The 22,448-nt window shown below is 67.1% G+C and carries 19 protein-coding genes; 11 read left to right on the top strand and 8 right to left on the bottom strand.

Annotation, left to right across the window (positions count from 1 at the left end; all coding sequences use genetic code 11):
- The first annotated feature begins 54 nt into the window (after positions 1 to 54).
- From ASD28_RS21040 to ASD28_RS21015, 6 genes are all read left to right on the top strand, one after another.
- Positions 55 to 1,344 (top strand): sensor histidine kinase, encoded by a 1,290-nt coding sequence (locus tag ASD28_RS21040; RefSeq protein WP_056132786.1) that lies wholly within the window; start codon positions 55 to 57, stop codon positions 1,342 to 1,344.
- A gap of 1 nt (position 1,345) precedes the next feature.
- Positions 1,346 to 2,086 (top strand): LytTR family DNA-binding domain-containing protein, encoded by a 741-nt coding sequence (locus tag ASD28_RS21035; RefSeq protein ID WP_056132783.1) that lies wholly within the window; start codon positions 1,346 to 1,348, stop codon positions 2,084 to 2,086.
- 323 nt (positions 2,087 to 2,409) lie between these two features.
- Positions 2,410 to 3,648 (top strand): glycosyltransferase, encoded by a 1,239-nt coding sequence (locus ASD28_RS21030; RefSeq protein ID WP_082577080.1) that lies wholly within the window; start codon positions 2,410 to 2,412, stop codon positions 3,646 to 3,648.
- Between the two features lie 83 nt (positions 3,649 to 3,731).
- A complete protein-coding gene (locus tag ASD28_RS21025) occupies positions 3,732 to 5,843 on the top strand; it encodes an amylo-alpha-1,6-glucosidase (protein WP_156650924.1) in 2,112 nt (703 codons plus the stop codon).
- A gap of 74 nt (positions 5,844 to 5,917) precedes the next feature.
- Complete coding sequence (locus tag ASD28_RS21020) at positions 5,918 to 7,438, top strand: alpha-L-fucosidase (protein WP_056132779.1); 1,521 nt, start codon at positions 5,918 to 5,920, stop codon at positions 7,436 to 7,438.
- 1 nt (position 7,439) lies between these two features.
- Positions 7,440 to 9,359 (top strand): glycoside hydrolase family 97 protein, encoded by a 1,920-nt coding sequence (locus ASD28_RS21015; protein WP_200948767.1) that lies wholly within the window; start codon positions 7,440 to 7,442, stop codon positions 9,357 to 9,359.
- Here the strand turns inward: ASD28_RS21015 and glf are convergent, their stop codons facing one another.
- The 3 genes from glf to ASD28_RS21000 all read right to left on the bottom strand — a co-directional run bounded on the left by glf (position 9,360) and on the right by ASD28_RS21000 (position 12,368).
- Entirely contained in the window at positions 9,360 to 10,514 is a 1,155-nt protein-coding gene (gene glf / locus ASD28_RS21010; RefSeq protein WP_056132773.1) for a UDP-galactopyranose mutase, read from the bottom strand. It lies immediately after the preceding gene.
- A 236-nt stretch (positions 10,515 to 10,750) separates the two neighbouring features.
- A complete protein-coding gene (locus ASD28_RS21005; RefSeq protein WP_056132769.1) occupies positions 10,751 to 11,074 on the bottom strand; it encodes a KGG domain-containing protein in 324 nt (107 codons plus the stop codon).
- Between the two features lie 172 nt (positions 11,075 to 11,246).
- Positions 11,247 to 12,368 (bottom strand): mechanosensitive ion channel family protein, encoded by a 1,122-nt coding sequence (locus ASD28_RS21000; protein ID WP_160410377.1) that lies wholly within the window; start codon positions 12,366 to 12,368, stop codon positions 11,247 to 11,249.
- 130 nt (positions 12,369 to 12,498) lie between these two features.
- Between ASD28_RS21000 and ASD28_RS20995 the strand changes: the two genes are divergently transcribed.
- Together ASD28_RS20995 and ASD28_RS20990 are read left to right on the top strand one after the other, a co-directional pair.
- Positions 12,499 to 16,182, top strand: coding sequence for a response regulator (locus ASD28_RS20995; RefSeq protein ID WP_056132763.1), 3,684 nt, complete (start codon positions 12,499 to 12,501; stop codon positions 16,180 to 16,182).
- Entirely contained in the window at positions 16,179 to 16,604 is a 426-nt protein-coding gene (locus ASD28_RS20990; protein ID WP_056132761.1) for an NUDIX hydrolase, read from the top strand. The genes ASD28_RS20995 and ASD28_RS20990 overlap by 4 nt, the downstream gene beginning before the upstream one ends.
- On the opposite strand, the gene ASD28_RS20985 is transcribed toward ASD28_RS20990, so the two are convergent.
- On the bottom strand, positions 16,587 to 18,974 hold the full coding sequence (locus ASD28_RS20985; protein ID WP_056132758.1) for an ATP-binding protein: 2,388 nt from the start codon (positions 18,972 to 18,974) through the stop codon (positions 16,587 to 16,589). The two genes, ASD28_RS20990 and ASD28_RS20985, sit on opposite strands and share 18 nt — an antisense overlap.
- A gap of 134 nt (positions 18,975 to 19,108) precedes the next feature.
- Between ASD28_RS20985 and ASD28_RS20980 the strand changes: the two genes are divergently transcribed.
- Complete coding sequence (locus ASD28_RS20980) at positions 19,109 to 19,942, top strand: phytanoyl-CoA dioxygenase family protein (protein WP_056132754.1); 834 nt, start codon at positions 19,109 to 19,111, stop codon at positions 19,940 to 19,942.
- Here the strand turns inward: ASD28_RS20980 and ASD28_RS20975 are convergent.
- From ASD28_RS20975 to ASD28_RS20960, 4 genes are all read right to left on the bottom strand, one after another.
- Complete coding sequence (locus ASD28_RS20975; RefSeq protein WP_056132751.1) at positions 19,932 to 20,150, bottom strand: hypothetical protein; 219 nt, start codon at positions 20,148 to 20,150, stop codon at positions 19,932 to 19,934. The genes ASD28_RS20980 and ASD28_RS20975 overlap by 11 nt on opposite strands.
- 63 nt (positions 20,151 to 20,213) lie before the next feature.
- Entirely contained in the window at positions 20,214 to 20,486 is a 273-nt protein-coding gene (locus ASD28_RS20970; protein WP_056132749.1) for a DUF5985 family protein, read from the bottom strand.
- 1 nt (position 20,487) lies between these two features.
- On the bottom strand, positions 20,488 to 20,745 hold the full coding sequence (locus ASD28_RS20965; protein ID WP_056132745.1) for a DUF5985 family protein: 258 nt from the start codon (positions 20,743 to 20,745) through the stop codon (positions 20,488 to 20,490).
- Positions 20,745 to 21,131, bottom strand: coding sequence for a hypothetical protein (locus ASD28_RS20960; RefSeq protein ID WP_056132742.1), 387 nt, complete (start codon positions 21,129 to 21,131; stop codon positions 20,745 to 20,747). The genes ASD28_RS20965 and ASD28_RS20960 overlap by 1 nt, the downstream gene beginning before the upstream one ends.
- 173 nt (positions 21,132 to 21,304) lie before the next feature.
- Here ASD28_RS20960 and ASD28_RS20955 point away from each other — a divergent pair, with 173 nt between their 5' ends.
- The gene (locus tag ASD28_RS20955) at positions 21,305 to 22,144 is read left to right on the top strand and encodes a DNA/RNA non-specific endonuclease (RefSeq protein WP_082577082.1); all 840 of its coding nucleotides are present in this window, start codon (positions 21,305 to 21,307) and stop codon (positions 22,142 to 22,144) included.
- Positions 22,145 to 22,158: 14 nt separating this feature from the next.
- On the top strand, positions 22,159 to 22,407 hold the full coding sequence (locus ASD28_RS20950) for a hypothetical protein (protein WP_056132739.1): 249 nt from the start codon (positions 22,159 to 22,161) through the stop codon (positions 22,405 to 22,407).
- The last annotated feature ends 41 nt before the right edge of the window (positions 22,408 to 22,448 follow it).

Genomic DNA, 22,448 nt, shown 5'->3' with positions numbered 1-22,448 from the left:
GGTCATCAGGGCGCCGATACAATGATCCTTGTCGAACGTTACCAGGGGTCCATCATGACTGTTCCATTCCGCCTGCCGGCCGTGCCGCAGGACCACAAGCTGGCACGGCGCTATATCGTGCAAACGATCCTGCGGCATGGTGCGACCGTTATGCTGGCGTGGGTGGTCATCCTGGCCTTCGGGCTGATCCTTGCATGGCGCTTCGAAAGCCTGCGCCATCTCGACGTCTGGAACCTGCCCACCACGCTGCTGGTGTCGCTGGTTTTGCCGTTGCTGGGATGCAGCGCGACTGCCATCGGCCTGGCCCGGCAGCATCTCGATGGTTTGCGGGCGTCCGGCACGCCGCTGACCAGCGACTGGATGGCTGCGCGTGTCCGCCGCGAAGCAAGCTCGGCGTTCGACCCCATGACCACATTCGATCTGTGCGCCGAGGTCCTGTCCAGTGTCGGTGCCGGTACGGCGCTGGGCTACGCGGGTCCGCCTGCATTCGACCACGACCCGTTCCACGGAACGATGGCCCTTGGCTCCCGCCGACCGCTTCGGCTCCACAGCCATGTCCGCATCCGGATCAGCCGCGATGAAGGCGGTACGACCTGTATCCGTATCGAGCACCTCCCCGGACTGCAGTTATTCCTTGCGCCCGGCCAGGCGTTGCAGGCGGTGGAAACGGTGGCGGGCCTGCTGCGCGAACGCCTGCGCCAGCGCGGACTGGCGATGGAGACGGCCCGGCGCGCGCAAGAACTCGAGCGGGCGGCCCTGCATGCCCGGCTGAGCGCCCTGCAGGCCCAGGTGGAGCCGCATTTCCTGTTCAATACGCTGGCCAACCTGAAATACCTGATCCGCACCGACCCGGAACGCGCCCAGGGCATGCTCGACAGCCTGGTGGGCTACCTGCAGAGCGCGCTGCACGACATGCGCGCCGTCTCCTCGACACTTGGACGCGAACTGGCGTTGGCACGCAACTATCTGTCGCTCATGAGCGTGCGCATGGGGCCGCGCCTGCGCTTCCGGATCGATGCGCCCGATGACCTGCTTGCCGTGCCCATGCCCCCAGCCATGCTGATCTCCCTCGTCGAGAATGCCGTCAAGCATGGGCTGGAACGCGCGACCCGTCCCGGCACGGTGACGATCGCCGCGCGGACCGAAGGCGGCGCCCTGCAGTTGCTGGTGAACGACGACGGCGTCGGTTTCACCGACCAGGCAGGGCAGGGGTTCGGACTGTCCAATATCCACGAGCGCCTCGCCTTGCTGTATGGCGGCGCCGCATCGCTGACGGTTTCCGGGGCGGCCGAAGGCGGCGTGGTAGCGGTCCTGACCCTGCCGCTGGCCGCGACCGGAGCCTGACATGCCGATCGCCCTCATCGTCGAAGACGAACCGTTGCTGCGTGCAGAACTCCGCGACCAGTTGCACGCACTGTGGCCCGAACTGGAGATCGGCGCGGAGGCCGAGAACGGCATCGAGGCCGTGGCGTTCGTCGAGTCCCTGCGGCCGGACGTCGTGTTCCTCGACATCCAGGTGCCGGGCCTGGACGGGCTGGAAGTCGCGCGCCACATCCCGGACGCCACCCAGGTCGTGTTCGTCACCGCCTATGCCGAACACGCGCTGCGGGCGTTCGAGACGGGCGCCGCCGACTATCTCGTGAAGCCCCTCGATACCGGACGGCTGATGCAAACGGTCAAGCGCCTCAAAGCGCGCGGACGTGACGGCAACAGGCCGCCCGCCGATCTCTGGCGGCAACTGTCCAGCCCGCCGGCACCCGTCACCTACCTGAAATGGCTCAGGGCTTCCGTGGGCAATATCGTGCGCCTGGTGATGGTGAGCGAAGTCCAGTTTTTCCAATCCGACGGTAAATACACGCGTGTCGCCACGGCGGGCGGGGATGCGCTGATACGGCTGCCGCTGAAAGCCTTGATCGAACAGCTCGATCCCAGCCAGTTCGTGCAGGTGCACCGCGCCGCGATCGTCAACCTGCAGGCCATCGACCACATCGTCCGGGACGGGACGGCGATGGAAATCCTGCTCAAGGGCAGGACCGAAAAGCTCGCCGTGAGCGAGGCGTACGGCCGTCAGTTCCGTCAGATGTGACCCTGTTATTGCGGCACTGCACACGTCGTCACGCAAGCGTAGATGATCCCACTTCGTAGTGTTTTTTCTATTGTCCGCGTAGGAGGGAACCTACATTTTTTGGCACTCTGCCGAGCTCTCCTAGGGAGACCCGGACCGCAAGGTGTCCACTAGGTTTCCCAATGCAAATGTTGCAATGCATAAATGAAAATATTAAGAATTTTGCATGATACGATTCACTGGTCCGGCACCTGATCTGTCGGTGTTTTCCAGAGCATCGACGCATCAGGTTCCGGCCTTGAATCCAGATCAACTAGAACGCCCCAAGGCGAAAGGAAATCAACATGCCGACCCTGATCGTGTTTTGCCATCTGCGCTGGGACTTTGTCTTCCAGCGCCCCCAGCACCTCATGACTCGCCTGGCGGAACACTACCGAATCCTGTTTGTCGAGGAGCCGGTGTATGACGAGGGCAAGGCGCACCTGAAGAAGACGGCCGTTGCGCCGAACATCACAGTGTGCCAGCCGCATACCGGCATCCAGGCACCCGGCTTCCACGACGACCAGATCCCTACGCTGCAAACGCTGCTGGCCGACCTCGTCCCGGAAGGCGAGCGTCCCGTCGTCTGGTTCTACACCCCGATGGCCCTGCCGCTGCTGCAAGGCTTCGATCCGGCACTCGTCATCTACGACTGCATGGACGAACTGGCGGCCTTCAAGAACGCCCCGAAACAATTGCTGCAGCGCGAAAACGCACTGCTCAACATCGCCGACCTGTGCTTCACGGGCGGTCCGAGCCTGTACCAGTCCAAGCGCGAGCGCCACGCCAACGCGCACTGCTTCTCGAGCAGCGTCGACGCAAAACACTTCCAGAAGGCGCTGGACCGCGACTACAGCCACCCGGAGCAGGCGCACGTCGCCCGTCCGCGCCTGGGCTTCTACGGCGTCATCGACGAGCGCTTCGACACTGACCTCGTAAGCCAGGTCGCCCAGGCCCGTCCGGACTGGCAGATCGTCCTGGTGGGTCCGGTCGTGAAGATCGACCCGGCCAACCTGCCGCGCGCGCACAACATCCACTACATGGGCCAGCGCACGTACGAACAGCTGCCGCAATTCCTGGCCGGCTGGGACGTCTGCCTGCTGCCGTTCGCGCTGAACGAGTCGACCAAGTTCATCAGCCCGACCAAGGTGCTGGAATACATGGCGGCCGAACTGCCGTCCGTCAGCACCCCGATCACGGACGTGAAGGTGCCGTACGGCGACGTCGTCGCGATCGCGGACACGCCGGAGAAATTCATCGCCGCCTGCGAGCGCATGCTGACCATGAACGACGAGCAGCAGGCCGCGCTGAAGGAACGCATGCGCGCCATCGTCGCCAACACGTCGTGGGACAAGACGGCCGCCAGCATGCACCACCTGATCCAGACGACCGCCCCGAGCAACAAGGCCCAGCGCTTCCTCGCCCAGGCGGAACAGCAGGACTTCGACGATGTCGTCAACGCCGAGAACGTCAATCCGCTGCCGATCGCCGCACTGACCGCGCGCATGACGCCGAAGGACGGGATGGCAAAGGCCGCGGGCTGAGCGCAGAAATCGCTCAACCGGGCGATTAAATCGCCCAAACGCGCAAGACCGGTGACGAAGGTGAATACAATTCGCGCATGCGCATGTATTCACTCTTCATCGGTCTCCTGCTGTCGCTCGTCTGCGGCCTCGCGGGAGCGCAGGGCACGGCGACCTGGATCTGGTCCCCGGGCGATTTCGAGATCTGGCTCTCCAACCGGATGCAGGCGCAGCGCGTCGAGCGCGACGTCGCCTGGCCCCCGTTCTGGCGCCTGTACAACCACCAGCCGCAGGTGAACTTCATCCGGCAGGTCGACCTGGCCGCGCCGGAAGACATCGACATCGCCGTCGAAGGCATCCACAACGTCGCCATCGACGGCCGGTTCGTGCATGGCGACCAGCGCCACGTGCGCGTCCCCGCCGGCAAGCACACGCTCAACCTGCAGGTCTATAACGCGGCCTCGCCGCCGGCCGTGTTCGTGCAGGGCAGGACGATCCGCTCCGACGCGTCATGGTCGGTCGGTCCGCGTCCCGGTGCGCCGACGGCCCATGCGGCGCACTGGAACCTCGCCGCGCCGGACACGCCGCCATCCCGCTACCGCCTGCCCACCCGCGAGATCCCGGCCGTCGCCGTCACGCGCGCGGAGGGCGCCATCCTCGTCGACTTCGGCCGGGAGACGACGGGCTTCGTCAAGCTGAAGAACCTCGCGGGCAGCGGCAAGATCGCCTTGTACTACGGCGAGTCGAAAGAGGAAGCGTTGTCCGTGGAGGGCGCCGAAACCCTCGACCGCTTCACCCTCGCGGACCACCGCGGCGACTTCGTCGCGCCCACGTCGCGCGCCATGCGCTACGTGAACATCCGCTTCGATGGCGGCATACATATCGACGATGTGGCGCTGCTGTACGAATACCTGCCGGTCGCGCACCGCGGCACGTTCAAGAGTTCCGACGACGAATTGAACCGGATCTGGGACGTCGCCCAGCGCACGCTGGAGCTGAACACGCGCGAATTCTTCATCGACGGCGTCAAGCGCGACCACTGGGTCTGGTCCGGCGATGCCGTGCAGACCTACCTGATGAACTACTACACGTTCTTCGACAGCGATACGGTCAAGCGGACGACGTGGGCGCTGCGCGGCGCGGATCCGGTCGACATGCACATCAACACGATCCTGGATTACTCCCTGTACTGGTTCATCGGCATCCGCGACTACTACCAGTACACGGGCGACGCGGACTTCGTGAAGAGCGTTTACCCGCGCATGACGACCCTGATGGACTTCGTGCTCGCGCGCCGCAACGCGAACGGCATGCTGGAAGGCTTGCCGGGCGACTGGGTGTTCGTCGACTGGGCCGACATGCCCAAGGACGGCGAGCTGGCCGTCATCCAGCTGCTGTTCGCCAGGAGTCTCGAGGCGATGGCCGATTGCGCCGCGCTCGCGCACGACGACGCGAAGGCCGCCACGTACCGCCAGCTCGCCGCGGACCTGAAGGCGAAGATCATGGCCGCGTTCTGGGACCCGCGCCGGCAGGTATTCATCCACGGCCGCAAGGACGGCAGGATCGACCCGCTCGTCACGCGCCATCCGAACATGTTCGCGCTGATGTTCGGCTACCTGGACGACGCGCAGGCGGCCGCCGTGCGCCGCAACGTCCTCAAGAGCGACACGGTGCCGAAGATCACGACCCCGTACATGCGCTTCTACGAACTCGCGGCGCTGGCGGAAAGCGGGCAGCAGCGCTACGTCACGGGCCAGATCAAGGATTACTGGGGCGGCATGCTGCGTGCGGGCGCGACCTGCTTCTGGGAGCAGTACGATCCGAAGGTGGAGGGCGTCGCGCGCTACGCGATGTACGGCAAGCCGTTCGGCATGAGCCTGTGCCACGCCTGGGGCGCGAGCCCGCTCTACCTGCTCGGCAAATACTACCTGGGCGTGAAGCCGACGCAGCCCGGTTACGCGGCTTATGTCGTCGAGCCGGACCTGGGCGGCCTCGCATGGATCGACGGGAAGGTGCCGACGCCGCACGGCGACATCGCCGTGTACGCGGACGCCAAGACGATCCGGGTGACGCCCGTGGCAGGGCAGGGCGTCCTGCGGTTCACGAGTGCGAGCGCACCCCGCAGCGACGGCGGGACGATCCGCAGGATCGGCGAGCGGCGCTACGAGCTGGCGCTGGAAGGAAGGAAGGCGGTCACCGTTGCGCGGACAAAATAAGCTGTTGCGGGGACTCCTTGGGTGCATCTATAATCGCGGCTGTACGTTATAGATTAAAAACCAAGGAGACCGAATTGCGCCGCTCACTTCTTTCCACCCTCATCCTGTGCGGCGTGTTCGCCGGTCCGCTGGCATCCGCTGCCGACCAGGCCGTCCAGCTGACGCACGTCGCCGGCCCGTTCGCCGCCGATCCGGCCTCGCTGGACAAATACGAGACGCCGGACTGGTTCCGCGACGCCAAGTTCGGCATCTGGTCGCACTGGGGCCCGCAGGCCGTGCCGCGCGCCGGCGACTGGTACGCGCGCAATATGTACATCTACGGCACGCCGCAGTACGAACACCACCTCAAGCACTATGGCCACCCGAGCAAGTCCGGCTACAAGGACATCATCCCGCTGTGGAAAGCCGAGAAATTCGATCCCGACGCCCTGATGGCGCTGTACGCCAAGGCCGGCGCGAAGTATTTCGTCAGCATGGGCGTCCACCACGACAATTTCGACCTGTGGGATTCGAAGTACCACCGCTGGAACGCCGTCAAGATGGGCCCGCACCGCGACATCGTCGGCGCCTGGCAGAAGGCGGCCGTCAAGGCGGGCCTGCACTTCGGCGTGTCCGAGCACCTTGGCGCGAGCTACGGCTGGTTCGGCACGAGCCATGGCCACGACGAGGTGTTCCCGCAGCTCGGCGTGCCTTACGACGGCGCCGATCCGCAGTACGCGGACCTGTACCACCCGAAGCATGACGAGCTGTTCGGCGGTGGCCATAAGTGGTACACGAAGGACGCGGCGTATCACCAGGAATGGTTCAACCGCATCACCGACCTCGTGACGCACTACAAGCCGGACCTGCTCTACACCGACGGCGGCATTCCGTTCGGCGACACCGGCAGGACCCTCGTCGCCAATTTCTACAACGAGAACATCAAGACGCACGGCAAGCTGGAAGCCGTGTACAACCACAAGGACATCGGCTCCGGCGAGTTCCTGCGCAAGGCCGGCGTGCAGGACGTCGAGCGGGGCGTCATGAACGGCATCCAGCCGCTGCCGTGGCAGACCGACACGTCGATGGGCGACTGGTTCTACAGCGAGGGCTACAAGTACAAGACCACGCGCGACGTCGTGACCATGCTGGCGGACATCGTCAGCAAGAACGGCAACCTGCTCCTCAACGTCGTGCAGTACCCGGACGGCAGCCTGCCGCCCGAGTCGCGCAAGTTCCTCGACGAGATGGCGGCCTGGATCCAGGTCAACGGCGAAGCCATTTACGGCACGCGGCCGTGGAAGACGTTCGGCGAAGGCCCGACGAAGACGGAAGGCGGCGCATTCAAGGAAAACGCGGACTATACGGCCGCCGACATCCGCTTCACCACCAAGGGCGGGTCCGTGTACGCCATCACGCTGGGCGAGCCGAAGGGGCAGGTGCGCATCGCGTCGCTCGGTACGAAGGCCGGGCTGGAGAAACGCCCGGTCAAGTCGGTGTCGCTCGTGGGCGCCACCGCGCCGCTGCGCTGGAAGCAGCAGGACGACGCCCTCGTGATCGACGTGCCGGCCAGCCTGCCGACCACGACCGCCTCCAGTTTCAAGATCGGATTCTGACATGAACATTCGTATGCTGACACTGGCGGTGCTGGCCGCCTTCAGCGGTGCCGCCTGCGCCGCTTCCGCGGGCCAGGTCGCGGTGACGTCGCCGAACGGGCGGGCCGTCATCAAGATTGCGCGGGACGGCGGCAGTTACGTCGTGACGCGCGGCGGCGAAACGGTGATCGCTGCGTCGCCGCTGGGCCTCGAATTCGACGGCCAGCCGGACCTCGGCGCGCTCGTGCTGGAGAAGGTGACCAAAACGAGCGTGGACCGCGCCATTCCGCTCGTCGCGACCAAGGCGTCGAGCGCGCGCGACCACTACCGCGCCGCGACGCTCCAGTTCCGCGACCGCGCGGATGCCACGCGCCGCCTGCTCGTGGACGTGCGCGCCTACGACGACGGCGTCGCCTTCCGCTACCGCATCGACGGCGGCGCACCGGTGCGCCTGCGCGGCGAAAAGACGGGCTTCGTGCCTGCGGGCGACCCGGATTGCCTGATCTCGGCGTTCGACGGCGCGCACGAAGTGCCGTTCGCACGCCAGAAGATCACCCAGCTGGACGACAAGAAGGGCTACGACGTGCCGGTCGTGTGCACGACGCCGTCCGGCCGCACCGCCTACGCGATCACCCATGCTGACCTCGGGGGCTACACGGGTGCGTCGCTGTGGCGCGACGGCGCCGGCCTGCGCGTGCATCTGTCGCCGGTGCCGGGACGCGCCGCGCCCGTTTACGCATCGCAGGGCGGGTTGCAGACCGCCTGGCGCGTCGTCATGCTGGGCAACCGGCCGGGCGATCTGATCGCCTCGAACCTGGTCGGCAACCTGAATCCCGCCCCGCAGGGCGATTTCAGCTGGGTCAAGCCCGGCAAGGCCGCATGGGACTGGTGGTCGGGTCCGCTCATGGGCATGAAGCCGGACATGGCGGCCTACCGCCGCTACATCGACTTCGCCGCCGCATCAGGCTTCCCGTACTACCTGATCGACGCGGGCTGGTCCAAAGGTGCCAACGCCGACGCCTGGGTCGCGCTGCCGACCACGGACATCACCCGCAGCGCCGACGGCATCGACATGCAGGAACTGGTCAGCTATGCGGCCTCGAAGGGCGTGGGCCTGATCCTGTGGGCCCACTGGGACCACGTGCGGGAGCGCATGGACGAGGTGCTCGACACCTATGCGCGCTGGGGCATCAAGGGCGTCAAGATCGACTTCATGAGTCGCGACGACCAGGACGTGGTCGAGTTCTACGAGCGCGTCGCGCGCGCCACGGCCCAGCGCCACCTGCTGCTGGACCTGCATGGCGCCTACGTCCCGGCCGGCCTGCAGCGCACGTATCCGAACTTCATCACGCAGGAAGGGGTATTGGGCGCGGAGTGGGACAAGATGAAGACGTTCGTCACGCCCGAGCACAACCTGATGTTGCCGTACACGCGCATGCTGGCCGGGCCTCTCGATTACACGCCGGGTGGCTTCCGCAACGTCACGCCCGCGACGTTCCAGGTGCGCGCCGAGCTGCCGTTCGTGCAGAACACCCGCGGCCAGGAGCTGGCGAAGTACGTGGTGTACGACAGCCCGCTGCAGATGGTGTCCGACGATCCGGATGCCTACCGCGACGCCGAAGGCTTCGATTTCATCCGCAAGGTGCCGACGGCGTGGGACGAGACGCGCTTCCTTTCCGGCGAGCCGGGCAAGGATATCGTGCTGGCGCGCCGACTGGGCACGACGTGGTATGTGGGCGCGATGTCCGCCGACGAGGGTGCGACGACGAAGCGCGTGCCGCTGGACTTCCTGCCGGCCGGGCGCTACAAGGCCACGATCTGGGAAGACGGCGCCACGCCGAACAACGTCAAACTGCGCGCGACGGACGTGACGCCGCGCGACGCCCTGGCCCTGGAACTGGCGGGGGCGGGCGGCGCGGTGGTGATCCTCGAGGCCCGCTGATCAGGCCAGCGGGTCGATCGCGAAGGCGGGCATCCGGACGTTTTCGCGCGCGGCCTCGAGGAACTTGTCCGCGGTGAGCAGCGCCTCGTGGATGGTCACGTCCATGTCGAGGTAGCGATAGGTGCCGAGCCGGCCGACGAAAGTCACGTTCGGCTCGGTGCGCGCCAGGTTCACGTATTTTTCCAGCTGCGCCTTTTCGCGCGCCTGGCGGATCGGGTAGTACGGCGTATCGTTTTCCTCGCACTGGCGGCTGTACTCCATGTAGCAGACCGTGCGCTCGTGCTGTTCCCACGGCGAGAAGTGCTTGTGCTCGGTGATGCGCGTATAGGTCTGCGAATCGTCGCAGTAGTTGATGACGGCGTTGCCCTGGTAGTCGCCGGTGTCGCGGAAGACTTCGAAATCCAGCGTGCGGTAGGGCAGCCGGCCTTCCACGTGCTTGAACCAGGCGTCGATCGGGCCGCTGTAGAACACGTGGTCGTAGTCCGCCTTGGACGCCGGATCGAAGCGCGTCCCGAGGTGCACCTTGATGCCCGGCACCTTCAGGACGTTTTCCACGAGCGCCGTGTAGCCGTCCTTCGGCATGCCCTGGTACTTGTGGTTGAAGTAGTTGTCGTCGTAATTGAAGCGCACGGGCAGGCGCTTCAGGATGCTGGCCGGAAGTTCGCTCGGATGCAGGCCCCACTGCTTCATCGTGTACGTCTTGAAGAACGCTTCGTACAGTTCGCGTCCCACGAAGCGCAGCGCCTGTTCCTCGAACGTCTGCGGATTCTCGATCGACTTGTCGCCCAGCGACTGGATGAACGCCTGGGCTTCGGCCGGGCGGAACGTCTTGCCGAAGAACTGGTTGATCGTCAGCAGGTTGATCGGCAGGGTGAACACGCGGTTGTTCGTGATCGCCTTCACGCGGTTCACATAGGGCATGAATTCGGAAAAACGGTTGACGAATTCCCACGCCCGTTCGTTATCGGTGTGAAAAATGTGCGGTCCATACACGTGGACCATGACGCCGGTCTCGCTGTCGCGCTCCGAGTGGCAATTGCCCGCGATGTGGTCGCGCGCCTCGAAGATCTCGACGTTGTAGCCCGCATGGGCCAGCTGGTGGGCGATGACAGCTCCGGAAAACCCAGCACCGACAATGGCAATATTTTTGTTCATTCGCTGATCCTGTTCGAAAAGTGATGTGTGACCCATGCCCGCATGCGCTGCTGGTGACTTGCAGTTACTACACGAAAGGAATGTGAAATATAGTGCCAAAAATATATCATCCTTCCCCCGTTTGGCCCCGCACAATTGGATGCGGACGAATGCATGATGATTATTCGGACGCGTCACGCAAATACAAAAACCGCCGGCCGAAGCCAGCGGTTTTCGTCACGACAAGCAGCGAGTGATCAGCGTTTGTTGTCGTTTTTGTGGCTCTGCGAGCCGGCTCGGGCGTGCTGCTCCGGCGTGCCGCCGCGCGTGCTGTTGCCGCTCTGCGAGTTGCCGCGGTTACCGCTCTGGCTGTTGCCGTCGTTCTTGTGGCTCATGGAGCCGGCGCGGCGGGCTTCTTCCGAGGTGAACTCGTGGGCATTGCCCGAAGCGTGGGCGGCGCGGCCGCCTTCCGATGCGATGTCGCGCTGCTTTTGCGGGTCCATCGATGCGAAACCGCGGTTGCTGGTATCGCCGCTCTGGTTGTTGCCTTTGTTACCGCCTTGCTGGTTGTTCGATGCCATGATCGTTCTCCTTTAAGTGGGTTGAGCGCATTTGCACTTCCTCTGCCGGATCAGCGTCTCGTGACGCCCGATCGGGAAGAGGTGAGTCCATGGTAAGCCCGTCCTTATGCATGGTGAATAGGACTACCTACGGCTGACTTGTAGGATGAGTCTGTCTATTTTGGTGCAACAATCAGTGCACGGACGGCCCCGGCGGCATCGCATCGCCGCGGCGCAGGAAGGATTCCGCGAGCTTCGGGTCGTCCAGCCGCACGATCGACAGCGGGTGCGCGAACTCGATGCCTTCCTTCTGGAAGCGGCGGTAGATCTCGAGGAAGATCGCCTGCTGCGCATCCATGTGCAGGATGTAGTCCGGGCTGCGGAAGTGGTACACGACTTCGAAATCCAGCGACCACTGGCCCCAGCTGAAGAAATGGGCGCGCTCGAAGTCGACGTTCTGCTGGCCGGAGACGATCTCGCGGATGATCTGCGGGATGCGGCACAGCTGGTCTTCCGGCGTCCCGTACGCGACGCGCAGGACGAACGCCACGCGCCGCGTCTGCATGCGCTTGTGGTTGTGGATGCGGCTTTTCAGCAGCTCGCCGTTGGAAAACACGACCTGTTCGCCGCCCAGCCCGCGCACGCGCGTCGTCTTGAGGCCGATGTGTTCCACCGACCCGAGCACGTCGCCCACGATGATGAAATCGCCGACCTCGAACGGCTTGTCCAGCATGATCGACAGCGAAGCGAACAGGTCGCCCAGGATGTTCTGCGTGGCGAGCGCGACGGCCACGCCGCCGATCCCCAGGCTGGCCACGAGGGTCGTGATGTTGATGCCGAAGTTATCGAGGATCATCAGGGTGACGACCACCCAAAGCAGCAGCCGCGAGATGAAGCACAGCACGCTGCTCGATGCGCGCCGCGCGCCGTCGACGGGGCCGATGCTGAACCGGTCGCGCCATGCGCGCAATCCCGTGTCGCCCCAGATCGCCGCCTGCAGCAGCAGCGATGCGATGGCGATGCGGGTGACGAACTTGTCCTGCCTGGCCGTCAGCTCCAGGAACGTGCTGCCGAAATACACGGCGAACACGAGGATGAACAGCAGATACGTCTTCGACAGCATCGCCGTGACGAAGTCGTCCAGCCGGGTTTCCGTGCGGCGCGACAGCGCTTCCATGCGCCGCAGCACGAACGCGCGCAGGAACACCATCGCGACCGCACTGCCAAGCGCCACGCCCAGGGCCAGGGCCCAGTCTTCGACACCATTGTTGAGAAAGGAGACATGCCCGGATCGGGACAGGAAGGGAAACGTCATCGACATGATTCACTAAAAACGAAAGCCAGCCGCCAGTGTGCGGGCGGGCGGCATCCGGCCGCGCACAATTGACTTTCGGAAGGGCGCGGCATACATTGTCTTATTTGCATCAATACATCGCCCGACACTGATGGCCTCCGACCAGACCACCAAGATCCTGCTCGTCGACGACCAGCCGGCCAACCTGGCGGTGCTGGAGGCCATCCTGGCGGACCTGGGCCAGACGCTCGTTTCCGTGACGTCCGGCGAGGCGGCGCTGCGCGAAGTGCTGGCCCACGATTTCGCCGTCGTGCTGCTGGACGTGCGCATGCCGACGATGAACGGATTCGAGCTGGCGGAACTGATCCGCGAGCACCCGCGAACGCACAGCCTGCCCATCATCTTCCTCACCGCGGGCGACGCCGACGAATTCCCGCTCGAACGCGCGTACGCGCTGGGCGCGGTCGACTATCTCACCAAGCCGCTCAATCCCATCGTCCTGCGGGCCAAGGTCGCCGTGTTCATCGACCTGTACCGCAAGAACGCGGAACTGGCCCGGATCGAGGAGGAACGCCACCGCGCCCAGCTGCGCTCGCGCGATGCCCGCCTGCGGCTCATCCTCGACAACATCCGCGACTATGCGTTCATCGGCACGGACGTCGACCGCATCGTGACGGAGTGGGAAGGAGGCGCCGCCGCGATCACCGGCTGGTCGCCGGACGACGTGCGCGGGCGCAGCGTGGACCTGCTGTTCACGCCGGAAGACGTGGCCGCCGGCATGCCGGAACAGGAGTCCCGGCGCGCGCTCGAACAGGGCCGCGCGGAGGACCGGCGCTGGCACCTGCGCCGCGACGGCACACGGTTCTTCGCGGACGGCGTGATGGTGCCGCTGCGCGACGAGGCGGGCGTCCACGTCGGCTTTGCCAAGATCATCCGCGACGCCACCGCCGAAAAGCTGGCCGCCGAACGGCTGGCCGAGAGCGAACAGGAACTGGACGACAGCCGGCGCGAGGCCGAGGCCGAGCGCGAACGGCTGCTGCGCGAGCTGCAGGCCGCCAGCGAGCGCATGCGCGACATCTTCCACCGCGCGCCCGCCATCATGTGCGTGATGAGCGGCCCGGACCACGTGATCGAGATGGCCAACCAGCGCTTCCTGGAACTGGCCGGCGGCCGCAAGCTCGCCTGGCGCCCCGTGCGCGCGGCGTTGCCGGAACTGGCGGGGCAGGGTTTTGCCGACGTGCTGGACCGCGTGTTCGCGAGCGGCGAAGCGGTCGAGGGCCATAACGTGCGCCTGCTGCTGGCCCCTGCCGCAAACGGTACCGACGACGCGCACACGGGCCTGGAAGAACACTTCCTCGACTTCGTGTGCATGGCCCTGCGGGAGCCGGACGGCAGCGTGTCGGGCGTGCTGCTGCACGGCGTGGACGTCACCGAGCGCGCGCGTGCGAACCTGCTCGCCATCGGCCAGCGCGGCGCGCTGGAACTGGCCGTGACCGACGCGCCGCTGGGCGACGTACTCGACGTGCTGGCCCGCACCGCCGAGGATTACACCGGCGGCGCGGCGCTGGCCTCCGTGCAGCTGATGGCCGGCGGCGGGCGCCTGCAGCACGCGGCGGCGCCGTCGCTCGCCGTGGAATTCCAGCGCGCGCTCGACACGGTGCCCGTCGGCCCGGTCGCGGGTGCCGCCGGCAGCGCCGCGTGGCAGGGCGCACCGATCGTCTGCGCCGACATCGCGACCGATCCGCTGTGGCAGCAGCACGTGCTGCTCGCGCAGGCGCACGGGCTGCGCGCGGCGCGCGCGCTGCCGATCCTGGCGCCGTCCGGCGCGGTGCTCGGCACGTTCACCCTGTACTATCGCGAACGGCGCCTGCCGAACCCGCAGGAAGAGGCGGCGCTCGCGCTGCTGGCGAATACCGCGTCGCTCGTGATCGGGCAACGCCACGAGGCGGCCGAACGGCAGGCCGCGGAGCACCGCTCGCGCGCGATCCTGGAAAGCATGAGCGAGGGTTTCATCGCGCTCGATCCGGCCTGGCGCATCACCTACGCGAACGGCGCGGCCGAAGCCGTCACGCGACGGCCGCGCGAGGAACTCGTGGGCGCCCAGTTCTGGGACCTGTTCGCGCGCCTGCAAGGCAGCCAGCAGGAACGCGCGCTGCGGCGCACGGCGCTGGAACGCGAACGATCGCGCATCGAAGCGTACGACGACGCCGAGGGCCGCTGGTTCGAGATCAATTCGTTTCCCATGGAGGGGGCCGGCGGACTGGCGCTGTATTTCCGCGACGAGACCGACCGCCGCCGCGCCGAAGAAGGCATCCGGCGCCTGGCCGCCGTGGCCGAGCAGTCGTCCGACTTCATCGGCATCTTCACGCCGGACGCCGGCGGCATCTACCTGAACCCGGCGGGCCGGCGCATGGCGGGCCTGGACGACCGCACCAACATCGCCGCCTGGCGCATGATCGATTTCTTCCCGCGCGAGGACCGGCCGTTCGTGCGCGACCACGTGATGGCCGCGCTGACGGTCGGCGCGGCCGAATGGGAGGGAGAACTGCGCCTGGCGCAGCCCGACGGCCGGCCGCCGCGGCCCGTGTACTTCAAGGGGTTCGCGGTGCGCGACGCGGACGGCAACAACATCGGCCTGGCCACCATCACGCGCGACATCACGGCGCAGAAGCGCGCCGAGGACGAGCTGCGCCGCGTGGCCGCCGACCTGTCGGAGGCGGACCACCGCAAGAGCGAATTCCTCGCCACGCTCGCGCACGAACTGCGCAACCCGCTGGCGCCGATCCGCACGGGGCTCGACCTGCTGCGCATGACGCCGGCCGACAAGGACGCGCTGGCGCGCATCCACGCGATGATGGACCGCCAGCTGGGCCACCTGATCCACCTCGTCGACGACCTGCTCGACATCGCCCGCATCACGCGCGGCAAGATCGAACTGAAACGGGAGAACGTCGACCTGAAGGTCATCGCGCAGATGGCCGTGGAGACGAGCGCCGCGCTCATCGAGTCGCACGGCCACCGCCTGGACGTCGACCTGCCCGAGGAACCGCTGCCGCTCGAGGCGGACGTCACGCGCATGGTGCAGGTGCTGTCGAACCTGCTGAACAACGCCGCCAAGTACACCCCGGCGGGCGGGCGCGTCGCGCTGTCCGCGTGGCGCGAGGACGGGCACGCCGTGGTCGCCGTGTCGGACAGCGGCATCGGCATCCCGCCGGATGCGATCGGCTCCGTGTTCGAGATGTTTACGCAGGTGCGCGGCAGCCTAGATCGGGCCCAGGGCGGTCTCGGGATCGGCCTGTCGCTCGTGCGCCGCCTCGTCGAGCTGCACGGCGGGCGCGTCGCCGCGTTTTCCGCCGGCCGGGGCCACGGCAGCACGTTCACGGTGCGCCTGCCGCTGCATCCCGGCTCGCCGCACGCGCGCCCCCGCGCGACCGGGGAGGAGGTTCACGCGCAGCCACCGGCGCCGCTGCGCGTGCTGGTCGTCGACGACAACGCGGATGCGGCCGACAGCCTCGTCGCGCTGCTCGAAGCGCTCGGCCACACGACATCGGTCGCGCGCGACGGCCCGGAAGGCCTCCGCCTGGCGCTCGAGACGCAGCCGGACCTGGTCCTGCTCGACATCGGCCTGCCCGGCATGAGCGGCTACGAGGTGGCGCGCGCGATCCGGCGCAACCAGGGCGTGCGCCAGATCGTCCTCATCGCATTGACGGGCTGGGGCGCCCAGAGCGACCTGCAGCAGTCGCACGAGGCGGGCTTCGACCAGCACCTGACGAAGCCCGTGAGCCTGGAGGCGCTGGAACAGGCGCTGGCCGCCGCCGCGCGCACACTGCCGTGAAGGCCGTCGACGTCTCCTGCGGCACCCTCGTCGTGGACGCCGGCGGCCGCCTGCTGCTGGGGCACGTCACGCACACGCCGCGCTGGGATATCCCGAAGGGCCTGCAGGATCCGGGCGAAACGCTGCTGGACGCGGCCATGCGCGAACTGTTCGAAGAGACGGGCCTCGCATTCCCGGCCGCCGCCTTCCGCGAGCTTGGCCGCTTCGACTACCGGCGCGACAAGGTGTTGCACCTGTTCCGCGTGGACGTGGGCGAGACGCTGCCGGACCTTGCGCACCTGGCGTGCACCAGCATGTTCCCGCATCACGCGACGGGCAGGCCGACGCCGGAGATGGATGCCTTCCGCTGGGCCACGCGCGACGAGGTCGCGGCGCTGTGCTGGCCGCGCATGGCCGCGAAGCTGTTAGCGATCGGCTGGTGACGGCGCGTTTTGCGGCGTCGCGCGCCGGGATTCCACGTCGCGCAGCACGGACTCGATCGCCGTCACCGTCGCCGGTTTCGTGAGATGCGCGTCGAACCCGGCCTGCGCGCTGCGCGCGCGGTCGTCCGCGCCGCCCCAGCCGGTCAGCGCGACGAGCATGACCCCGTCGTGGCGCGGCTCGCGCCGCACGGCCTGCGCCACCTCGTAGCCGGACAGGCCGGGCATGCCGATGTCGAGGAACACCGCATGCGGCTCCAGGCCGCCCAGCATGCGCAGCGCCTGGTGGCCGTCGTGCGCCACCACGACGTCGTGGCCCATCACGGACAGCAGCGCGGCCAGCGTGTCGGCGGCGTCGCGGTTGTCGTCCACGACGAGCAGGCGCAGCGCCGGAATGCGGCTCGCGTCCAGGCCCGGCGCGCCGGGCGCCGCCTTGTCCGCGCCATGGTCGGCCAGGGGCAGGCGCACCGTGAAGACGCTGCCCGTGCCGGTGCCGGCGCTGGCCGCCTGGATCGTCCCGCCGTGCAGTTCGACGAGGCTTTTCACGAGCGACAGGCCGATCCCGAGGCCGCCCGGCATGTGCCGGGTCGCGTTCGGGATTTGCGTAAACATGCGGAAGACTTCGCCGAGCGCGTCGGGCGGGATGCCGATGCCGTTGTCGGACACGGCGATCAGCGCCTGCTCGCCGTCGCACTCCACCGCCAGCACGATGTGGCCGCCGCGCGGGGTGTATTTCGCCGCGTTGTTCAGGAGGTTGCTGACGACCTGCGTGATGCGGGTGGCGTCCGCGTGCAGCATCAACGGCTCGTCCGGCAGCCGCACGTCGAGCTGGTGGCGCGCGGCCTCGATCAGCGGCAGGCTCGTTTCGACGGCCGCGTTCAGCACGTCCGCCAGCGGCACCAGCGCGGGCTTCAGGTCGACCTGGCCGCGCGTGATGCGGGCCACGTCGAGCAGGTCGTCGACGAGGTGCACGAGGTGGTCGAGCTGGCGGTCCATGATGTCCTGCACGCGCGCGATGGCGGCCGGGTCGGCGCGGGCGCGCCGCATCAGCTGCAGGCCGCTGCGGATGGGCGCCAGCGGATTGCGCAGCTCGTGCGCCAGCGTGGCGAGGAATTCCGTCTTGCGGCGGTCCTGCTCGGCCAGGTCGTCGGCCAGGCGGCGCAATTCCAGCTCCGTGCGGCGACGTTCCGTGATGTCGGTGGACAGCACGACCACCTTGCGGCTGCCGGCCGGACCCACGCGCGCCGCGTACACGTCGTACCAGCGGCCCAAGTGCGCCGCCTCGTCGACGAAATGCACCGGCTCGCCCGTCGCCGCGACGCGGCCGTAGGTCTCGAACCAGTGGGCCTCGTGCTGCGGAACGAGCGAGCGCATCGTGCGCCCGACGGCATGGGCCAGCCCCGTGGCCTTCACGAACGCCGGGTTGACCTCGATGAACCGGTAGTCGCTCGGGATGCCCGCATCGTCGTACAGCATCTCGATGACGCACACGCCTTCGTCGATCGCCTCGAACAGCGTGCGGTAGCGTTCCTCGCTCGCCTGCAGCCGCTCCTCCGCCTCTTTCTGCAGCGACGCGTCGATCACGACGCCGCGCATCATCCCGCGCGTGCCGGCATGCCGGTCCGGGTGGCCGCGCGCCAGCACCCAGCGCCACGCGCCGTCCGGCGTACGGACGCGGAACGTGGCATCGTACGGCGTCCCCGTCTCCATGGCGCGGCCGAGCAGGACCTGGGTCGGCGGCACGTCGTCCGGATGGATCGCGGCGAAATACATGGCCACGTCGGCGCCTGGCCCGTCTGCGGGACGCAGGCCGAACATCTCGATCATGCGCGCGTCCCCCCGGACGCGGCCCGTGGCGATGTCCAGCGACCACACGGCCACCTCGGCCGCGGCGATGATGGCCTCCAGGCGCGCGCGGGTGTCCTGCAGCGCGGTTTCCGCCCCGCGCCGCTCGGCCGCCGTGGCGTAGGCTTCCAGGAAAAAGCGCGCCTTGGCCTTGAGGATCGGGATGGAGACGGGGTCGTGCAGCACGGCCAGCGCGCCGGCGTCGTACAGCGACTCGAGCGTGAACGGCGGGGAGCCGGGCACGCCGTGCGCGATCACGGGCGCCTCCGGCAGCGCGGCGCGCAGGCGGCGCACGCTGTCGAACAGGGCGTCGACGTTGCCGGAATAGCCGGCCAGCACGAGTGCGAAGCCGGGCAGGTCGTCGCCGTGGCGGGCGTGGGCCAGCGCCTCGTCCAGCGTGTGTGCACGCACGAGGTCGTAGCCCATCTCGGCCGCAACGGTACCAATGGCCGGGTCGGAAACGGGACGGTCGCACAGGAACAGCACGCGTCCCTGCATCCGGCCGCCCACACGGGAAGTGGAAGTCATCGTGGTGCGACTGTAGGAGTTGAGCGCCGCGCTGTCAACAGGACAGCCGGGCGCCGCCCGCCGCCGAACGCCGGTACGATGGCCGCGCGGGCACAACGGCACGACCGGGCCCGCGGTTCAGCGAGGAGATCAGCATGCAAGCATCGAACGAGAGCGCCGGCTACGACGTGGGCGCCATCATGGGCGGCCTGTACGGCGACGGCATCATCGCCTGCAAGGGCGCCTTCAGCGCCGGGTGGGTGGCGCAACTGAAGGAAGACATCGAAACCCTGTTCGCCGAGGCGCGCGCGCGTCCGAACGGCGCCCTCGAACGCGGCCCGTGCCGCTATTACGTCGAAGTGCATCCGGAACGGCTGCGCGGCTTCGTCGAACTGGCGACGCACCCGTGGGTCGTCGCCGTGTGCCGGGCCGTGCTGGGGCCGGACTACAAGATCGTGGAGGTCGGCTTCGACATCCCGTTCCCGGGCGCCATGCACCAGCCGTGGCACCGCGACTTCCCGTCGCCGCCGGAAACGCTGGTCGGGCGCCGCCTGAATTCACTCGCCTTCAACCTCACGACGGTCGATGTGACGGAAGAGATCGGCCCGTTCGAGATCGCGCCCGGTACCCAATGGGACGACCTCGCCGGCGGCGACCTCATGTTCCCGGACAAGTCGCGCTATCCGCGCTACGAGTCGCGCGCCCAGCGCAAGCTGCCGCGAGTCGGAGACATCTCGGCCCGCTCGGCCCTGACGATCCACCGCGGCACGGCGAACCGCAGCCAGCAGTCGCGTCCCGTGCTCGTGCTGGGCGTCGATGCGCCGGACGGCCGCAACGCCGACAAGCACGACTTGCAGGTGACGCAGGCCTACTGGGATGCGCTGCCGGCCGAGGTGCGCGACCACCTGCGCTGCCGCATCGTGCCGGCGCTGGAACACATCGAACAGGCCCACGCGATCGAGGGCCTGAAGATGGGGCTTACGGTTTAGGGATGTCCTTCGGCGGCTTGCCGACGCGGCGCAGCTGGTACGACTGCTGGTCGAGGTTCACTTCCTCGGCCACGTCGTAGCGGCCGTCGTTTGCATCGTCGCCCGGCAACAGTGATTCGGAACGATGCGCCGAGCGGTTTTCCGCGCGCTGCTGCTGGCCCGGATCGGCGCGTTGGGCGTTGTCCCTGCGTTTGTCCTGTTCTGTCATGCTGTCCTCCCGCTGTTGGTGTCGGGCCGATTATGGCGCAGGGGAGGGCGGGCCGGGCGCACGCTACTTGCCGTCGCGCCGGCGCGCGGGCAGGTTCTTTTCCAGGATCGCCCACAGGATGAGCCCATACGCCAGCAGGCGCACGAGGTAGTGCAGGGGCGTGTCCTCGGCCTCGTCGAACGTCAGCGCCGACACGATGCGGTGCACGCCCTCGATGCCGAACGACAGGGCGAAGTACAGGAAGAAGCGGTCGCGCGAGCTACGCCAGAAGCGCAGGAAGAACAGCGCGATCACGAAGGAAGCCATGACGATGGCGCCGGAGATCAGGTTGCTCATGTCATTCTTTCTCGTAGATGAGGCCGTACAGCAGCAGGAGCATGGCCACGAGGGCCGATACCTGGCGCACGGGGAGCAGGTAGATGTCCGGGAACACGACCTTGTCGAGCATGAGGAACACGTTGTTCACGGTCAGCGCCACGAACGACGCGCCGCTCCAGAACAGCAGCCGGTGGCCGGTGCGGCGATAGCTGCCCAGCAGCAGCCAGGCGCACGCCAGCGACGTCAATGTACACAGCGAATAGATGGTAATCGCCATCATGAATCCTTACGCCATTTGAACGCGTCCGCAAATTGCTGGGCCTTGCGGTCGAGTGAAGAGTGGATCAGGTGGGTTACTTCGACGAGGTGCGTCGCATACGCATCGGCCAGGCGGTCGATCCGTTCGCGCAGGCCGGCATCGGCCGGGCCATAGCGGTAGGCGCCGGCGTCGTCGCACGGCACGGCGATCCTGGCCGTGCACAGGTCGGCGAGCAGGTCTTCCGCCGTCTTTTCGCGCACGTACAGCCGCCGCGCCAGCGTATCGCGGCGCCAGGCATGGTCCGGATCGGCGCGCATCAGCAACAGCGCTTCCAGGAAAGGGACCGAGGGGATGCTGGTCAGCACGAAGCGCCGGAGGTCCTCGGGTATGGAGGAATTATCCATCGCCATTTAATTTGGACAAATGTACTTAGCTTTTTGAAACTGGGATTGTATAGCATTCTTTTCGGAAATGCAGGTCGATTTCAAGCGTGCGCGGCTATGCACACAGGAAATCCCTGAGGAAGCGCAAGCGCGCGTCGGCTAAAATGGCGCCATCTTTGATTTGTCTTTTCATCATGTTCAAGAAGTTTGTCACGCCCGCGCTCGTGCTGGCATCGCTGTTATCCCTGGGCGCGTGCAAGCGCGAGTCCACGAACCCGGCGCCGGCCCGCGGCCAGACGGAGGCGCGCGCACCGCAACCGCAATCCTGCGACGACCATTTCGTGGCCGGCCAGGCGCCGCGCATCACGAATCCCAAGCTCGGCAACAAGACGGAAACGCTGTGCTTCAACGTGTTCAGCGTGCTGCACTCGGGGATCACGCGCACGCCATTGTGGTCGGCGGAACACCTGCAGGCAGAGAATATCGCGGCGGCGCAGGAATTGTCGCGCGAAAACTCGTTCCATTCCGAAGCGCGCGTGCCGGCCGGCCAGCGGGCGGAGTTGTCGGATTACTCGCGCAGCGGCTACGACCGCGGCCACATGGCCCCGAACGGCGACATGCCGGACCGCGACAGCCAGCGCGACAGCTTCAGCCTCGCCAACATCGTCCCGCAGGACGGCGAGAACAACCGCAACCTGTGGGCCGGCATCGAAGGCGCCGTGCGCAAGATGGCGAAGAAGGAGGGCGACCTGTACGTCGTGACGGGGCCGGCCTTCCTCGGCGCGGACCTGAAGAAGATCGGCAACGTGCTCGTGCCGACCCATTTGTATAAACTCGTGTACAGCCCGCGCCAGCGCGCCGGCGCCGCGTGGTTCGTCGAGAACGCGGCGGATGCGAAGGCGAACGTGATCCCGATCCCGGAGCTCGAACGCATCATCGGCATCAACCTGCTGCCCGCGCTGTCCGACGCCGAGAAGGAACGCGTGCTGGCGCTGCCGGAAGTGCGCGTCAAGCCGTCCCGCAACCGTAAATAGGAATCAGGAATCTTATGACCAAGTTTGCACCCTACGAGAACGAGGCCGACGTCGTCGAGATCGGCAACCTGACGCTCGAGAACCGGCTCGACCGGGTTACGGTGGCGGGCGACGTCGACCTCACGGCCGACAAGGACGGCCTGGCCAAGGCGCGTCTGCTGCACGACCTGGTGGGCCGCATCGTCGCCGGCCTGGAAGCGCGCGACCTGCCGGACCGGCTGCCGCCGCCCGACGTGAAAACGGTCGCCAATCCGTTCGGCTGACAGCCGTACAAGCCGCGTGCCGGTCGGTGCGCGCGCTCACG

Source organism: Massilia sp. Root133 (genome assembly GCF_001426525.1).
In the GTDB taxonomy this organism is placed as follows: domain Bacteria; phylum Pseudomonadota; class Gammaproteobacteria; order Burkholderiales; family Burkholderiaceae_D; genus Telluria; species Telluria orientalis.
Note: the sequence above shows the minus strand (reverse complement) of the source record. Positions and strands in the feature narration are given on the sequence as shown.

Excerpts from the sequence above, each read along its gene's own strand:
- ASD28_RS21040 (WP_056132786.1), top strand. The coding sequence starts at position 55 with ATGACTGTTCCATTCCGCCTGCCGGCCGTGCCGCAGGACCACAAGCTG.
- ASD28_RS21035 (WP_056132783.1), top strand. The coding sequence starts at position 1,346 with ATGCCGATCGCCCTCATCGTCGAAGACGAACCGTTGCTGCGTGCAGAA.
- ASD28_RS21030 (WP_082577080.1), top strand. The coding sequence starts at position 2,410 with ATGCCGACCCTGATCGTGTTTTGCCATCTGCGCTGGGACTTTGTCTTC.
- ASD28_RS21025 (WP_156650924.1), top strand. The coding sequence starts at position 3,732 with ATGTATTCACTCTTCATCGGTCTCCTGCTGTCGCTCGTCTGCGGCCTC.
- ASD28_RS21015 (WP_200948767.1), top strand. The coding sequence starts at position 7,440 with ATGAACATTCGTATGCTGACACTGGCGGTGCTGGCCGCCTTCAGCGGT.
- glf (WP_056132773.1), bottom strand. The coding sequence starts at position 10,514 with ATGAACAAAAATATTGCCATTGTCGGTGCTGGGTTTTCCGGAGCTGTC.
- ASD28_RS21005 (WP_056132769.1), bottom strand. The coding sequence starts at position 11,074 with ATGGCATCGAACAACCAGCAAGGCGGTAACAAAGGCAACAACCAGAGC.
- ASD28_RS21000 (WP_160410377.1), bottom strand. The coding sequence starts at position 12,368 with ATGACGTTTCCCTTCCTGTCCCGATCCGGGCATGTCTCCTTTCTCAAC.
- ASD28_RS20995 (WP_056132763.1), top strand. The coding sequence starts at position 12,499 with ATGGCCTCCGACCAGACCACCAAGATCCTGCTCGTCGACGACCAGCCG.
- ASD28_RS20985 (WP_056132758.1), bottom strand. The coding sequence starts at position 18,974 with ATGACTTCCACTTCCCGTGTGGGCGGCCGGATGCAGGGACGCGTGCTG.
- ASD28_RS20980 (WP_056132754.1), top strand. The coding sequence starts at position 19,109 with ATGCAAGCATCGAACGAGAGCGCCGGCTACGACGTGGGCGCCATCATG.
- ASD28_RS20975 (WP_056132751.1), bottom strand. The coding sequence starts at position 20,150 with ATGACAGAACAGGACAAACGCAGGGACAACGCCCAACGCGCCGATCCG.
- ASD28_RS20970 (WP_056132749.1), bottom strand. The coding sequence starts at position 20,486 with ATGAGCAACCTGATCTCCGGCGCCATCGTCATGGCTTCCTTCGTGATC.
- ASD28_RS20965 (WP_056132745.1), bottom strand. The coding sequence starts at position 20,745 with ATGGCGATTACCATCTATTCGCTGTGTACATTGACGTCGCTGGCGTGC.
- ASD28_RS20960 (WP_056132742.1), bottom strand. The coding sequence starts at position 21,131 with ATGGATAATTCCTCCATACCCGAGGACCTCCGGCGCTTCGTGCTGACC.
- ASD28_RS20955 (WP_082577082.1), top strand. The coding sequence starts at position 21,305 with ATGTTCAAGAAGTTTGTCACGCCCGCGCTCGTGCTGGCATCGCTGTTA.
- ASD28_RS20950 (WP_056132739.1), top strand. The coding sequence starts at position 22,159 with ATGACCAAGTTTGCACCCTACGAGAACGAGGCCGACGTCGTCGAGATC.